The 13,947-nt window shown below is 62.7% G+C and carries 14 protein-coding genes; 12 read left to right on the plus strand and 2 right to left on the minus strand.

Going from position 1 to position 13,947, the window contains the following annotated elements; all coding sequences use genetic code 11:
* Positions 1 to 152: 152 nt before the first annotated feature.
* The gene (locus B9Z34_RS06430; RefSeq protein WP_233249455.1) at positions 153 to 1,391 is read right to left on the minus strand and encodes a patatin-like phospholipase family protein; all 1,239 of its coding nucleotides are present in this window, start codon (positions 1,389 to 1,391) and stop codon (positions 153 to 155) included.
* A 67-nt stretch (positions 1,392 to 1,458) separates the two neighbouring features.
* Between B9Z34_RS06430 and B9Z34_RS06435 the strand changes: the two genes are divergently transcribed.
* The 4 genes from B9Z34_RS06435 to hprK all read left to right on the plus strand — a co-directional run bounded on the left by B9Z34_RS06435 (position 1,459) and on the right by hprK (position 4,824).
* Entirely contained in the window at positions 1,459 to 2,679 is a 1,221-nt protein-coding gene (locus B9Z34_RS06435) for an MFS transporter (protein WP_108427286.1), read from the plus strand.
* A 223-nt stretch (positions 2,680 to 2,902) separates the two neighbouring features.
* The gene (gene hpf, locus B9Z34_RS06440; protein WP_108427287.1) at positions 2,903 to 3,232 is read left to right on the plus strand and encodes a ribosome hibernation-promoting factor, HPF/YfiA family; all 330 of its coding nucleotides are present in this window, start codon (positions 2,903 to 2,905) and stop codon (positions 3,230 to 3,232) included.
* A 157-nt stretch (positions 3,233 to 3,389) separates the two neighbouring features.
* The gene (locus B9Z34_RS06445) at positions 3,390 to 3,857 is read left to right on the plus strand and encodes a PTS sugar transporter subunit IIA (RefSeq protein WP_108427288.1); all 468 of its coding nucleotides are present in this window, start codon (positions 3,390 to 3,392) and stop codon (positions 3,855 to 3,857) included.
* A 25-nt stretch (positions 3,858 to 3,882) separates the two neighbouring features.
* Entirely contained in the window at positions 3,883 to 4,824 is a 942-nt protein-coding gene (gene hprK / locus B9Z34_RS06450; RefSeq protein WP_108427289.1) for an HPr(Ser) kinase/phosphatase, read from the plus strand.
* A gap of 15 nt (positions 4,825 to 4,839) precedes the next feature.
* Here the strand turns inward: hprK and fur are convergent, their stop codons facing one another.
* Positions 4,840 to 5,268, minus strand: coding sequence for a ferric iron uptake transcriptional regulator (fur, locus tag B9Z34_RS06455; RefSeq protein WP_108427290.1), 429 nt, complete (start codon positions 5,266 to 5,268; stop codon positions 4,840 to 4,842).
* Between the two features lie 85 nt (positions 5,269 to 5,353).
* Between fur and B9Z34_RS06460 the strand changes: the two genes are divergently transcribed.
* The 8 genes from B9Z34_RS06460 to B9Z34_RS06495 all read left to right on the plus strand — a co-directional run bounded on the left by B9Z34_RS06460 (position 5,354) and on the right by B9Z34_RS06495 (position 13,922).
* Complete coding sequence (locus B9Z34_RS06460) at positions 5,354 to 5,893, plus strand: outer membrane protein assembly factor BamE (RefSeq protein WP_108427291.1); 540 nt, start codon at positions 5,354 to 5,356, stop codon at positions 5,891 to 5,893.
* 57 nt (positions 5,894 to 5,950) lie between these two features.
* The gene (gene dapB, locus B9Z34_RS06465) at positions 5,951 to 6,766 is read left to right on the plus strand and encodes a 4-hydroxy-tetrahydrodipicolinate reductase (RefSeq protein WP_108427292.1); all 816 of its coding nucleotides are present in this window, start codon (positions 5,951 to 5,953) and stop codon (positions 6,764 to 6,766) included.
* A 14-nt stretch (positions 6,767 to 6,780) separates the two neighbouring features.
* Positions 6,781 to 7,425, plus strand: a complete 645-nt coding sequence (locus B9Z34_RS06470) for a MotA/TolQ/ExbB proton channel family protein (protein WP_108427293.1) — start codon at positions 6,781 to 6,783, stop codon at positions 7,423 to 7,425.
* Positions 7,426 to 7,428: 3 nt separating this feature from the next.
* Entirely contained in the window at positions 7,429 to 7,857 is a 429-nt protein-coding gene (locus tag B9Z34_RS06475) for a biopolymer transporter ExbD (protein WP_108427294.1), read from the plus strand.
* A 113-nt stretch (positions 7,858 to 7,970) separates the two neighbouring features.
* Positions 7,971 to 10,688 carry a leucine--tRNA ligase gene (gene leuS / locus B9Z34_RS06480; RefSeq protein ID WP_108427295.1) on the plus strand — a complete coding sequence of 906 codons (2,718 nt, stop codon included), beginning with the start codon at positions 7,971 to 7,973 and terminating at the stop codon, positions 10,686 to 10,688.
* Positions 10,689 to 10,701: 13 nt separating this feature from the next.
* Positions 10,702 to 11,298, plus strand: coding sequence for an LPS assembly lipoprotein LptE (gene lptE, locus B9Z34_RS06485; protein WP_108427296.1), 597 nt, complete (start codon positions 10,702 to 10,704; stop codon positions 11,296 to 11,298).
* Positions 11,299 to 11,320: 22 nt separating this feature from the next.
* Positions 11,321 to 12,373: a DNA polymerase III subunit delta gene (gene holA, locus B9Z34_RS06490; protein WP_108427297.1), complete on the plus strand. Its 1,053-nt coding sequence runs from the start codon at positions 11,321 to 11,323 to the stop codon at positions 12,371 to 12,373.
* A 268-nt stretch (positions 12,374 to 12,641) separates the two neighbouring features.
* Complete coding sequence (locus tag B9Z34_RS06495) at positions 12,642 to 13,922, plus strand: glutamate-5-semialdehyde dehydrogenase (RefSeq protein WP_108427298.1); 1,281 nt, start codon at positions 12,642 to 12,644, stop codon at positions 13,920 to 13,922.
* The last annotated feature ends 25 nt before the right edge of the window (positions 13,923 to 13,947 follow it).

Below are 13,947 nucleotides of genomic sequence, written 5' to 3' on the forward strand. Positions count from 1 at the left end.
ATCCGAAAAATGGCCAGGTGCCAAAAGTTCAAAGGGGCGGCGAAGGGGGTTTTCTGCAGCTTTCGAACGATGGGCAGGGTGCTCAGCGCGTTCGAAAGCTACCGACTCGGGGTAGTTTCCACGGCAATGTGTCTCCAGAATGAATCGGCGGATTATCGCACCGGATGTGCCCCTGCGGGGGCCAGAAAAGCCAGGATGTCGTCGGCGCGGGCCTGCACATCCGCCTGGCCCAAGGCCATCAGCGCGGCAATGAACGCCGGCTCGAACAACAAATAGCTCGCCAGGGCTGCGCCACTGCCGCGCAATGCACCCAGACCCTCCAGCACCCGCAGAATGGGTCGGGGCAGGGTGTGGGCGTGCGCTTGCGCCAAGGCGTCGAGCGAGGCACTGGGCTGCAGCGTCAGCACCTGCACCGGGCGCAGGGGCAGGCTTGCACGTACCGCCTCGGGCAAGCTGTCCAGGGCCTGGTTGATGCGGCTGATCTGCTCGACATCGGCCTCCAGCGTGTCGTGGAACACGCTGGCCATGGCGTGGCCAGCGATCGTGCCCAGCGAGGGGCGTCCTGTGGCGCGGGCGGGTGCCACCAGGCTGGCCCGTTGGGGTTGGCTCACGCCAATCGCCAAAATCCGGTCGGCCCCGAGGTGCACGGCCGAGGACAAGGGCGAGATTTGCCGCATCGAGCCATCCCCGAAATACTCCATGCCACCGTCTACCCACAGCGGGGTGGACGGGAAAATGAAGGGGATGGCGCTGGACGCCATCAGGTGCTCGATGGTGATGGGTTGCTGCTCGGCACGGCGGCCTGGACGGCTCCAGGGGATGGGCTGGCCATCGCGGGTCTGGCAAAACGTCCAGTGCACACCGCTCGAGTAGCTCGATGCGGTGACCGCCAGAGCCTGCAGCACCCCGCTGTGCAAGGCGGTGTCGATCCGCTCCAGGGCGATCGCCTGGTGCAAGGTGTTGACCAGGGCCAGGCTGTCCATGGCGGCGGCATGGGCGCGGACAGAGCGCAGCAAACCCACTGCGGTGGCCCAACGGCTGAATTTGTCCAGCGGGGTTTGGGGCAGGCGGTAGACCGCCTCCGTGCGGATCCGGGTCCAGAAATGGGCCAGATCGTCCAGGCCGGCCAGACCGTCCAGCGCCTTGCTGGCCAGAAAAGTGGCGTTCAAGGCCCCGGCCGAGGTGCCCGCCAGCACCTGGAATGGAAAAGCGGGGGATGGCCCCGCTGTGCGGCGCAGCAGTTGGCCGATGGCCTGCAGCGCCCCGGCTTGGTAAGCGGTGCGCGCTCCGCCACCCATCAGCACCAGCCCCATCACGGGCTGCGGGGGTGGCGAGAGGGCTTGTTCAAGGGCTGATTTGGGCGGGGTGGGCGTCACGGGGTCCATGGGCATGTGAAGTTGGACAGAGGCTCTGGGGGGCTGCGGGTGTTAGATTCAGACCATTCAACGGCATTGTTCCATGACCCCACATTTGACCCCACGGCGTGAGCGCTGGCTGCTCTTCACGCTGGCTGGCATCCAGTTCACCCACATCCTCGATTTCATGATCATGATGCCGCTGGGGCCGCAGTTCACGGCCTTGTTCGGCATCAGCAACGCCCAGTTCGGTCTGCTGGTCTCGGCCTACACCTTGTCGGCGGGCCTGTCCGGCCTGATGGCGGCCACCTACATCGACCGTTTCAGCCGCAAGCGCCTGCTGCTGGTCATGTACGCCTTGTTTGGCCTGGCCACCCTGGCGTGTGGTCTGGCGCCCGACTATGTCTGGTTGATGGTGGCCCGCGTGGCCGCTGGTTTGTTTGGCGGGGTGTTGTCGGCTTTGTCCCAAACCATCGTGGCGGATGTGATCCCCTTTGAGCGCCGAGGTCGCGCCATGAGCGTGGTGATGACCTCGTTTTCCGTGTCCACCGTGGCGGGGGTGCCGCTGGGGCTGTTTTTGGCGGCGCACCTGAGCTGGCATGCGCCGTTTTTTGGCATCGCCGCGCTGGTGGGGCTGCTGTCCTTGGGGGCCTGGCAAACCTTGCCCCGTCTGGATGCGCATTTGCACCACCCTGAGCGGGTGAGTGTCTGGCGCGGCATTGGCCAGGTACTGGCCGAGGGCAACCACCTCAAGGCCTTCGGGGTGTCGGCCCTGATGATGTTTGCGGCGTTCACCGTCATCCCCTACATCACCATTTACCTGCAGTCCAACGCCGGGATGCAGACCGCCGAAGTGCCCTGGATCTATCTGTGCGGTGGGGTGGCCACCTTGCTCAGTGCCCGTTATTTCGGGCGGCTGACCGACCGGGTGGGCAAGGTCCGGGTGTTCCAGCGCCTGGCTTTGGCGGTGACGGTGCCGCTGATGGCCACCACGCTCACGCAAGGCTTGCCCTTGTGGGGTTTGCTGACCGTGTCGACTTTGTTTTTCACGGTCATGAGCGGGCGCATGATTCCTGGCATGGCGATGATTTCATCGGCCGTGGAGCCGCGTTTGCGCGGCACCTTCATGACCCTGAATTCGGCGGTTCAGTCGGCCGCCATGGGTTTCGCGGCGCTGGTGGCCGGGCTCATCATTGGGCGAGATGCGCAAGGACAGCTCACTGGGTATTGGGTGGCGGGTTTGTTGGGGGTGTTGGCCAGCATCATCAGCGCCTGGCTGGCTGGGCGTTTGCGTCTGCATGGGGCGCCGACCGCTGCGATTTGAACTGTCAGGCCTTAAATGCCCGCTTGTTCTTGGGCTTCAAATCGAACAATAGCACTGAAAACGGGTTTTGGGTGCAAAGCCAGCCGACGTTACAGGTTTAGTTGTTGGCGTCTTGCATTTCGCTGGGGTGCGGCGCATAGTGGGGTCGAACCACCCCCACAGGTGGTTTCGGAGCCCCGCTTCAGCGGGGCTTTTCATACCCTGAATCATGGAGGCGACGACTATGAATTTAACCATCAGCGGGCACCATCTGGAAGTGACCCCGGCATTGCGTCAGTACGTCACGGGGAAGCTCGACCGGATCACCCGGCACTTTGACCAAGTGGTCGATGTCAAAGTGCTGCTGACCGTCGAAAAGCAGAAGGAAAAAGAAAAACGCCAACGCGCCGAATGCAACATCCACGTCAAGGGCAACGACTTGTTTGCAGAAAGCGCTCACGAAGATTTGTATGCCGCTGTGGATGAACTGGTAGACAAGCTGGACCGACAGGTGGTCAAGCACAAGGACCGCATCACGGACCATCAACACAGCGCGCCCAAGCGCATGATGTGATCGGGTGAATGTTTCGCTCACAACAGGGCCACAAGCTTGTGGCCCTTTTTCATGCAGGCGCCTAGCCTGTTCAGAGGCGCAAACACCGCCCATGTCGCCCGGCTTTCAGGCCCCATGACCGGGGTGCCCGCGCAAGGTGCATAATCCGGCCTCGACCATGAATCGCCTCTCATCCATATTGCCCGTTGACCAGGTTCTTGTTGGGGTGGAAGCCACCAGCAAGAAACGCGCATTCGAAGAAGCCGGACTTCTCTTTGAGAACCTCCACGGCTTGTCCCGTGCTTTGGTGACCGACAGCCTGTTTGCCCGTGAACGGTTGGGCTCCACGGGGCTGGGGCATGGTGTGGCCATTCCGCACGGCCGCATCAAGGGCCTGAAAGCGCCCATGGCCGCCGTATTCCAGCTGGCGCAGTCGATTGGCTTTGACGCCCCTGACGAACAGCCGGTCAACCTGTTGATCTTTTTGCTGGTGCCCGAAGCCGCCACCCAAAAACATCTGGAAATCCTGTCCGAAATCGCTGAATTGCTCAGCGACACCGCTTTGCGTGAAAACATCAAGAACAGCACCGTCCAGCAGGACCTGCACCAGCTGATCGCCCAGTGGCAGTCTGCCCAGACGGTCTGACCCTCCTTTTTTCGAGGTTTTTGCGATGAAGCCCAGCGTCATCAGTGCCGATGTCCTGTTCGAGGACCATCGCGGCAAGCTCAAATGGCAATGGGTGGCCGGTCTGGGCGCCTCGGAGCGACGCTTTGATGAAGTCGCTGTGCGCGAAGCCCGCTCGGGCGCCGACCTGGTCGGTTATCTGAACTACATCCACCCCTACCGTGTGCAGATTCTGGGGCCCCGCGAGGTGGCTTACTTGACCAACTCCACGCCCGATGACTGCGCGCGCCGGATTGCCCGCATCGTGACGCTGGAGCCCCCGGTGCTGGTCTTGGCCGATGGCCAGGCGGCTCCCGAAGCCCTGCTGTCCATGTGCGAGCGGGCCCAGATCCCGATGTTCTCGACCGAGCACTCGTCGGCCTTTGTGATCGATGTGCTGCGGGCCTACCTGTCCAAGCATTTCGCCGACCGCACCACCATGCACGGGGTGTTCATGGACATTTTGGGCATGGGCGTGTTGATCACGGGTGAGTCCGGCTTGGGCAAGAGCGAGTTGGGGCTGGAGCTGATTTCGCGCGGCAATGGCCTGGTGGCCGATGACGCGGTGGACCTGTACCGCATCAACCAGACCACCATCGAGGCGCGCTGCCCCGACTTGCTGCAAAACCTGCTGGAGGTGCGCGGCATTGGTCTGCTCGACATCCGCGCCATCTTTGGCGAGACGGCAGTGCGCCGCAAGATGCGCCTCAAACTCATTGTTCACCTGGTGCGCCGCGAAACGCTGGAGCGGGATTACGAACGCCTGCCTTCCGAGCCGCTGGTGCAGGATGTGCTGGGCATTCCGGTGCGCAAAGTGGTCATCCAGGTGGTGGCGGGGCGCAACATCGCGGTGTTGGTCGAGGCCGCTGTGCGCAACACCATCTTGCAGATGCGCGGCATCGACACCTACCAGGAATTCATTGAGCGCCAGCGCCGGGCGATGGATTGAAGACGCCCGGCCTGCTCAACCCTGGCGGTGCGGGCAAGGCTTTTGGGTGCAATGGGCGTACAGGCTCAGGGCGTGGTCGGCGATCACAAAACCTTTGGCTTCGGCCACCGCTTGCTGCCTGGACTCGATTTCCGGGTCGTAAAACTCCTCCACCCGCCCGCAGTCCAGACACACCATGTGGTCGTGGTGCTGGCCTTCGTTGAGTTCGTAAACGGCTTTGCCGCTTTCAAAGTGGTTGCGGCTCAGGATGCCCGCCTGCTCAAACTGCATCAGCACCCGGTACACCGTGGCCAGACCGATGTCGGTGTTTTCGCTCAACAGGAGGCGAAACACGTCCTCGGCCGTCATGTGCCGTTGCTGCCCGCGCTGAAAGACCTCCAGGATCTTCAGGCGTGGCAGCGTGGCCTTCAGACCATTGTTTTTCAGTTCGTCGATTTGGGTCATGTGAAGGGGTGTCGGGATAGGCAAAGCCGGTGTGGGCGCGAAGCTGCCGCTACAATGACCCGATCATATCGGCCAGCCCTCAACCATGACAGCATCCCTGACTTTTTCCGTGACAGGCACACGCCTGGCCATGCTTTTCATGTGCGCCAGTTTGGCCGGTTGCGCCAACATGGCCAGCTTCACCAGCGACACCTTCAAACCCTATGTCCCCGAGGTGGTGCAGGGCAACTTTGTCTCCAAAGAGCAGCGCCAGGCGATCACCACGGGCATGCCACGGGCGCAGGTCCGCGACACTTTGGGCACCCCCCTCGTCACCAGCCTGTTCCATGCCGACCGTTGGGATTACGCCTTCAGCATCCGCCGCCAGGGTGTGCCACCCCAAAGTTTCCAGCTCACCGTCTACTTCAAAGACGATGTGGTCTCGTCGGTGGAAGGCGGTGACCTGCCCAGCGAGTCCGAATTTGTCGAGCGCCTGGTGGTCCAGCGCAAAGCCGCCAGCGTGCCCAACTTGCAGGCCAGCGAAGAAGACCTGAAAAAGTTCCCCGCACCGAAGGCGGCTGACGATGCGCCGCGCACTGCGCCGCTGCCTGCGACTTACCCTCCTCTGGAGCCCACAGCCCGTTGATGGGCCCTTGTTCGGGCAGCACGCCCGATGGCGCGTACTTTTCATTCCATTCATCACATGACCCCATCGACTCCCTTGCCCATCACCGTTGCCGGCGCGTCTGGCCGCATGGGCCACATGCTCATCGAAGCCATTCTGGCCTCCGGCGATTGCCGTCTTGCAGGCGCGCTCGACATGGCCGCCAGTCCCGCCTTGGGCCAAGATGCCGCCGCGGCGCTGGGCCAGTCCAGTGGCGTGCGCGTCACATCCGACCTGCGGGCGGGCCTGAAGGATGCCGCTTGCCTGATTGACTTCACCCGCCCCGAGGGCACGCTGGCGCATTTGCAGGTGTGCCGTGAACTGGGGGTCAAGGCCGTGATCGGCACCACCGGCTTCACCGACGCGCAAAAAGCCGAAATTGCTGAAATCGCCAAAGACATCGCCATCGTGATGGCCCCTAACATGAGCGTGGGCGTCAACGTCACGCTCAAGTTGCTGCAAATGGCCGCGCAAGCCATGTCCACGGGCTACGACATCGAAATCATCGAAGCCCACCACCGCCACAAGGTGGACGCGCCCTCGGGCACGGCCCTCAAGATGGGTGAAGTCATTGCCGAGGCCATTGGCCGCGACCTGAAAGACTGCGCCGTTTACGAGCGCTATGGCCACACGGGGGAGCGTGACCCGTCCACCATCGGTTTTTCCACCATCCGGGGTGGCGACATCGTGGGCGATCACACGGTGCTGTTTGCCGGTATTGGCGAGCGCATCGAAGTCACGCACAAATCCTCCAGCCGATCTACTTACGCCCAAGGCAGCCTGCGTGCCGTGCGTTATCTGGCGACCCAGCAGCGCGGCCTGTTTGACATGTTTGACGTGTTGAATTTGCGCTGACCAGACCGGCACCCATGAGCCTCAACGACTTTTTGTTGCACAGCGATGGGGTCAGCCGTGTGCTGGCGCTGGTTTTGCTGGCGCTGTCGGTGGGCAGTTGGGTGGTCATGGTCTGGAAGTGGCGCTTGCTCGCGCGCGTGGGCCTGGATGTGCGCCGCAGCGTGGCCGCGTTCTGGCAGGCCCCGGGCCTGGACCAGGCCCAGCAGCGCGTGGCCCAGTTTGACCGCGACGCCTGCATCACCCCCCTGCTGGAAGCCACCTTGCTCCCGGTGGGCGGCACCCTGGCTTCAGCAGCTGACCGCCGCCAACAACTGACCCGTGCCTTGCGCGATGCGCTGCAGGGCGTGGTGCGCCGTTTGCAATGGGGCCAGGTCTGGTTGGCCACAGCGGGCTCCATTTCGCCATTTGTGGGTCTTTTGGGCACCGTTTGGGGCATCTTCAATGCTTTGACGGGCATGGCCGAAGCCGGACAGCTCACCATCGACAAAGTGGCCGGACCCGTGGGCGAAGCCCTGATCATGACCGCTGCCGGGCTGGCCGTGGCCATTCCGGCGGTGTTGGGCTACAACCTGCTGGGCCGCAAAGTGAACCAGATCGAGGCCGAACTCGAGGGCTTTGCCCACGATTTGCGTGGCTTGCTGGCCGACCCGCAGGACTGAGCCATGGCCTTCGGTCGCCTGGAAACCCGCAAGCCGGACGCCCCCATGAGCGAGATCAATGTCACCCCCATGGTCGACGTGATGCTGGTTTTGCTGGTCATTTTCATCCTGACCGCCCCCTTGATGACCAGCGCCATCCGCCTGGACCTGCCCCAAAGCGAGGGCGGACAGTCGGGCGCAGCCCCGCAGGCGGTGTCTTTGGTGGTGGACGCCCAGGGGGCCTTGTTCTTGAACGACCAGCCCATCACCCCTGAAGCCTTGCGCCAGCGCCTGTCGGAAGTTGCTTGGCGCAACCCCGATACCGAGCTGGAGCTTCGCGCCGACCAGTCGGTGCCCTACGGCCGGGTGGTGGAGGCCATGGGCCTGGCCCAAAAAGCCGGTCTGTCGCGTATCGGTTTTGTGGCGCAAACAACCCCGGCGCTCACGCGCTGAGTTTTCACACCCTTGGCCTGACTTTGTGGGAGGCCGCCCTGGCGGCCGAATGCCTGCCAAGGGCTTGTCGCCATGTGCCGAGCCCACACCCCGCCCCTCTACAATCGCAGGCTATGCAAGACAAGTACAACCACCTCGAAGTCGAACCTGCTGCGCAGTCCCGCTGGACCGCCCGCGATGCCTACCGCGTGACCGAAGACGCCAGCAAAAAGAAGTTTTACGCCTGCTCCATGCTGCCTTACCCCAGCGGCAAGCTGCACATGGGCCATGTGCGCAACTACACCATCAACGACATGCTCACGCGCAGCCTGCGCATGAAGGGCTACAACGTCCTGATGCCCATGGGCTGGGACGCGTTTGGTCTGCCCGCCGAAAACGCCGCCTTGAAGAATGGCGTGCCCCCGGCCAAGTGGACGTACGAGAACATCGCGTACATGAAAAAGCAGATGCAGGCCATGGGCCTGGCCATCGACTGGTCGCGCGAAGTCGCCACCTGCGACCCGACCTATTACAAGTGGAACCAGTGGCTGTTCTTGAAGATGCTGGAAAAAGGCATCGCCTACCGCAAGACCCAGGTCGTCAACTGGGACCCGGTGGACCAGACCGTGCTGGCCAACGAGCAGGTGATCGACGGCAAAGGCTGGCGCACGGGTGCCCCGGTGGAAAAGCGTGAGATCCCGGGTTATTACCTGAACATCACCGCTTACGCGCAAGAGCTGCTGGACCATGTGCAGATCGGCAACGACAAGGCCACGCTCAACGGCTGGCCTGACAAAGTGCGGCTGATGCAGGAAAACTGGATCGGCAAATCGGAAGGCGTGCGCTTTGCGTTCACACACGACATTGCCGGTGCCGACGGCAAGTTGATTGGCGACGGCAAGATGTACGTCTTCACCACGCGTGCCGACACCATCATGGGCGTGACCTTTTGTGCGGTGGCGGCGGAGCACCCGCTGGCGCTGCATGCTGCGGCAAGCAACCCCGCGTTGGCGGCGTTTTTGGAAGAGTGCAAGACAGGCGGCACCACCGAAGCCGAGTTGGCCACACAAGAGAAAAAAGGCATGCCCACGGGCTTGTTCGTCACGCACCCCCTGACCGGCGTGAAGGTTGAGGTCTGGGTGGGTAACTATGTGCTGATGTCTTATGGCGACGGCGCGGTGATGGGCGTGCCCGCGCACGACGAGCGCGACTTCGCATTTGCCCTCAAGTACCAGTTGCCGATCCGTCAGGTGGTGTCGGTCAAGGATCAGGCCTTTGATGCCTCGGTTTGGCAGGATTGGTACGGCGACAAGCAAAGCTGCGTCTGCATCAACTCCGGCGAACTTGATGGCTTGAACCAAAAAGCTGCCGTCAGCAAAGTCGCCGAGCTGCTGGCCGCCAAAGGCTTGGGCGAGAAGAAAACCACCTGGCGTTTGCGCGACTGGGGCATCAGCCGCCAGCGCTATTGGGGCACACCGATCCCGATCATTCACTGCGACGAACACGGCGCTGTACCTGTGCCCGAAAAAGACCTGCCCGTGGTGCTGCCGCCAGACTGCATCCCCGACGGCTCGGGCAACCCGCTGCACAAGCACGAAGGTTTCCATGCGGGTGTGACTTGCCCCGTGTGTGGCAAGCCCGCTCGTCGCGAGACCGACACCATGGACACCTTCGTGGATTCGTCCTGGTACTTCATGCGCTATTGCGATCCGACCAACACCGAGGCCATGGTGGCCGAAGGCGCGGACTATTGGATGCGGGATCAGAACAATGCCACTGGCGGCAGCGGCATGGACCAATACATCGGCGGCATCGAGCACGCCATCCTGCACCTGCTGTACGCCCGTTTCTGGACCAAGGTCATGCGCGATCTGGGTCTGGTCAAGGTGGATGAGCCCTTCAGCAAGCTGCTCACGCAGGGCATGGTGCTCAACCACATCTACTCGCGCCGCACCGCCAAGGGCGGTAAGGACTATTTCTGGCCACACGATGTGGAGCATGTTCTCGATGGCTCAGGCAAGGTCATCGGTGCCAAGCTCAAGAACGAAGCGGACAGCGGCGATGGCCGTTTGCCCGTGGGCACGCCCATCGACTACGAGGGCGTGGGCACCATGTCCAAGTCCAAGAACAACGGTGTGGACCCGCAAGACCTGATCGAGCGTTACGGCGCTGACACGGCCCGCCTGTACACCATGTTCACCGCGCCGCCCGAAGTCACGCTGGAGTGGAACGACTCGGCCGTGGAAGGCAGCTACCGCTTTTTGCGCCGCGTTTGGAATTTTGCGTTCAAGCACCACGAATTGCTGCGCTCGGCCACGGGTCAGGACCTGAGCCAAGCGGCTTTGGGCGATTCGGCCAAAGCCTTGCGCCGCGAGATGCACCTGGTGCTCAAGCAAGTGGGTTACGACTACGAGCGCATGCAATACAACACGGTGGTGTCCGGGTGCATGAAGCTGCTGAACGCGCTGGAAGACTTCAAGCCCGATGGCAGCGCGGGTGACACCGCCGCCCTGTGCGAAGGCGTCTCGCTTTTGACGCGCATGCTCTACCCCGCCTGCCCGCACATCACCGACGAAATCTGGCAGCAACTGGGCTACGCCAAGGCCGTGGGTGAATTGCTGGATACCCCTTGGCCCGAGGTGGACGAATCGGCCCTGGAGCGTGACCAGATTGAGCTGATGCTGCAGATCAACGGCAAGCTGCGCGGGTCTATTCTCGTGCCCGCCAGTGCCGACAAGGCCCAGATCGAAGCCGCTGCCATGGCCAGCGAAGCTTTCGTCAAGCAGGCCGCAGGTGCCGCACCGAAGAAGGTCATCGTGGTGCCGGGTCGTCTGGTCAACGTGGTGATTTGAGAGCGCACACCCCATGAAACCCACACGCCGATTCTTTTTGACCGCTGCGAGCTTGGGCACCTTGCCCGTTTGGCTCGCGGGCTGCGGGTTTCAGCTGCGCCAAACCAACGATTTCGCGTTCAAGACCCTCTATGCGAATTTCTCGACCACCTCGCCCTTGGGGGTGGAGTTGCGGCGCAACTTGCTCGGCACGGGGCGCATTGAGCTCTTGACCGAGCCCAAGCAAATGCTCCAGGCCGATGCGATCCTCGACATCCTGAGCGAAGACCGCCAGCAGGTGGCGGTGGGCGTGAGTGCGACGGGTCAGGTGCGTGAGTTGCAGCTGCGGCTGCGTGTGCGTTTTCGCCTGCGCACACCACAGGGCGTGGAGTTGATCGAGCCGGTCGAGCTGTTCCAGCAACGCGATTTGAGTTTCAACGAAACGGCGGCGCTGTCCAAAGAAATCGAGATGGGCATTCTGTACCGCGACATGCAAACCGACATCGTGCAGCAGATCATGCGCCGTTTGTCGGCGGTCAAGCCGCGCAGCCTGCCCAAGCCGACGGGTGCGGCAGAACCCGCAGCAGCGCCTGCGCCAGAGGCCTCGTCCAATCCGGCAACCCGGCCTTGATGCGCCGGGATTGAGCGCATCCATGCAGTTGGCCCTTCCTCAGTTGTCTGCGCACCTGCAAAAAGGCTTGCGCAGCCTGTATGTGCTGCACGGCGATGAGGCCTTGTTGATCCAGGAAGCCGCCGATGCCATCCGGGCAACGGCCCGATCTCAGGGCTACACCGAGCGCAGCGTGCACACCGTCTCGGGCGCCCACTTTGACTGGAGCGAAGTGCTGGCCGCAGGCGGCTCGCTCAGCCTGTTTGCCGACAAACAAATCGTGGAAGTGCGCGTGCCTTCGGGCAAGCCTGGCAAAGAGGGCAGCACCGCCATTCAGCAACTGGCCGCTTCAGCCCAAGGCAACGACAGCACCTTGACCCTGTTTTTGTTGCCGCGCCTCGATGCCGCCACCCGCAAAGGGGCCTGGTTCGGCGCTCTGGAAAACTCGGGCGTGTCGATCCAGATCGATCCGGTGGACCGCAACGCCTTGCCCCAGTGGATTGCCCAGCGTTTGCATCAGCAAGGCCAGCGCGTGGTGGCAGGCGAAGAGGGCCAGCGCACCCTGCAGTTTTTTGCCGACCGCGTGGAAGGCAACCTCTTGGCTGCGCACCAGGAAATCCAAAAACTCGGTTTGTTGCACCCACCCGGTGAGCTCAGCCAAGAACAAGTCGAGTCGGCTGTGGTCAATGTGGCCCGCTACGACGTCTTCAAACTGTCCGAGTCGGTGCTGTCGGGCCAGGTGGCCCGCGTGCAGCGCATGCTCGACGGCCTGCAGGCCGAGGGCGAAGCCGCCGTGCTGGTGCACTACACCTTGGCCGAAGACATCCGCGCCCTCAAACGCGTGAAAGACGCCATCGCCAGTGGCAAACCCATGCCCCTGGCCCTGCGCGAGCAGCGGGTGTGGGGCCCGCGCGAGCGCTTGTTTGAACGCGTGCTGCCCCGCATGAGCGAAGCCCGTCTGAACGGTTTGCTGCAAGCGGCGCATCAGGTGGATGGCATCGTCAAAGGCCTGAAAGTGCCCGACTGGCCGACCGACCCCTGGCAAGCCTTGCAACGTCTCGCGGTGCGCTTTTCGCGCTTTTGCATCGTCCGTTGATGCGGCCTGTGGCGGCCATGCTGGCTCCAACATCGTCATACCCGGCTTGACCGGGTATCCAGGGTCAACGAAGGCATGGACCCCCGATCGAGTCGGGGGTGACGGCTCCTCTGTGTGACGGCTCCTGTGGGTGCCTGATTCCTGTGGGCGCAAGCCCCTGCTCGCGAAGGGTGTGCCTGGCGCAGTCGTGTCAATGTGCTCATGCAGACATTCGGCCGCAGGGGCAGCCTCCTGCAAAAAACCGGTTTCCATCTGCGAAAATGTCCCGATGACTGAATTGAACACCGCCGAACACGTCCAGGCCTTGGGCCAGCAGGCCAAAAAAGCCTCGGCGCTGATGGCCAAAGCCTCGGCTGCCACCAAAAACCAGGCTTTGCGCCATCTGGCGGCCTTGTTGCGCGCCAACACCGACGCCTTACAACGGGACAATGCCAAAGACCTGGAGCGCGCCCGCGCTGCCGGGCTGGCCGAGCCGATGGTGGACCGTCTGAAACTCACACCCAAAGTGCTGGAGACTTGCGCCCAGGGGTGCGAACAGTTGGCGGCTATGCCCGATGTGATCGGCGAAATCATCGGCATGAAGCAGGTGCCCAGCGGTATCCGCGTGGGCCAGATGCGGGTGCCGATTGGCGTGTTCGGCATGATTTTCGAGAGCCGCCCGAACGTGACCATTGAGGCGGCCAGCTTGTCGATCAAGAGCGGCAACGCCTGCATTTTGCGCGGCGGCTCTGAGGCGATTGAATCGAACAAGGCCTTGGCCCAACTGGTGCAGCAGGCGCTGACCGAGCTCGGTTTGCCAGTCGATGCGGTGCAACTGGTGCAAACCACCGACCGCGCCGCCGTGGGCCAGCTCATCACCATGCCGCAGTTTGTGGACGTCATCATTCCGCGCGGCGGCAAGGGCCTGATCGAGCGCATCAGCGCCGAGGCCAAAGTGCCGGTCATCAAACACCTGGACGGCAACTGCCACACCTATGTGGACGATCCGTGCGACATCGACATGGCTGTGAAAGTGGCCGACAACGCCAAAACCCAAAAGTACAGCCCTTGCAACGCCAGTGAGAGTTTGCTGGTGGCGCGTGGCGTGGCCGCCGAATTCCTGCCCAGAATCGGCGCGATCTATGTGGCCAAAGGTGTCGAGATGCGTTGCTGCCCCAAGGCCAAAGCCATTTTGAGTCAGGTGCCGGCTGCGAACCTGAAAGACGCCACCGAACAGGACTGGTTTGAGGAATACCTCGCCCCCATCATCAGCATCAAGTTGGTCGACGGTGTGGATGAGGCGATTGCCCACATCAACCACTACAGCAGCCACCACACCGACGCCATCCTGACCCGCGACCACATGCACGCCCAGCGCTTTTTGCGCGAGGTGGACTCGGCCAGCGTCATGGTCAACGCCAGCACCCGCTTTGCCGACGGCTTTGAATACGGTTTGGGCGCCGAGATCGGCATCAGCACCGACAAATTCCACGCCCGGGGCCCGGTGGGCATCGAGGGGCTGACCTCACTCAAGTACGTGGTGCTGGGCGAGGGCGAGGTCCGCGGCTGAGCCCGGTCTTTTTGTGGCGTGGTGC

The sequence above is a fragment of the Limnohabitans sp. Hippo3 genome, from assembly GCF_003063665.1.
In the GTDB taxonomy this organism is placed as follows: domain Bacteria; phylum Pseudomonadota; class Gammaproteobacteria; order Burkholderiales; family Burkholderiaceae_C; genus Limnohabitans_A.

Bases quoted from the DNA above. Each gene is read 5' to 3' on its own strand.
- B9Z34_RS06430 (WP_233249455.1), bottom strand. From the start codon at position 1,391: ATGCCCATGGACCCCGTGACGCCCACCCCGCCCAAATCAGCCCTTGAA.
- B9Z34_RS06435 (WP_108427286.1), top strand. From the start codon at position 1,459: ATGACCCCACATTTGACCCCACGGCGTGAGCGCTGGCTGCTCTTCACG.
- hpf (WP_108427287.1), top strand. From the start codon at position 2,903: ATGAATTTAACCATCAGCGGGCACCATCTGGAAGTGACCCCGGCATTG.
- B9Z34_RS06445 (WP_108427288.1), top strand. From the start codon at position 3,390: ATGAATCGCCTCTCATCCATATTGCCCGTTGACCAGGTTCTTGTTGGG.
- hprK (WP_108427289.1), top strand. From the start codon at position 3,883: ATGAAGCCCAGCGTCATCAGTGCCGATGTCCTGTTCGAGGACCATCGC.
- fur (WP_108427290.1), bottom strand. From the start codon at position 5,268: ATGACCCAAATCGACGAACTGAAAAACAATGGTCTGAAGGCCACGCTG.
- B9Z34_RS06460 (WP_108427291.1), top strand. From the start codon at position 5,354: ATGACAGCATCCCTGACTTTTTCCGTGACAGGCACACGCCTGGCCATG.
- dapB (WP_108427292.1), top strand. From the start codon at position 5,951: ATGACCCCATCGACTCCCTTGCCCATCACCGTTGCCGGCGCGTCTGGC.
- B9Z34_RS06470 (WP_108427293.1), top strand. From the start codon at position 6,781: ATGAGCCTCAACGACTTTTTGTTGCACAGCGATGGGGTCAGCCGTGTG.
- B9Z34_RS06475 (WP_108427294.1), top strand. From the start codon at position 7,429: ATGGCCTTCGGTCGCCTGGAAACCCGCAAGCCGGACGCCCCCATGAGC.
- leuS (WP_108427295.1), top strand. From the start codon at position 7,971: ATGCAAGACAAGTACAACCACCTCGAAGTCGAACCTGCTGCGCAGTCC.
- lptE (WP_108427296.1), top strand. From the start codon at position 10,702: ATGAAACCCACACGCCGATTCTTTTTGACCGCTGCGAGCTTGGGCACC.
- holA (WP_108427297.1), top strand. From the start codon at position 11,321: ATGCAGTTGGCCCTTCCTCAGTTGTCTGCGCACCTGCAAAAAGGCTTG.
- B9Z34_RS06495 (WP_108427298.1), top strand. From the start codon at position 12,642: ATGACTGAATTGAACACCGCCGAACACGTCCAGGCCTTGGGCCAGCAG.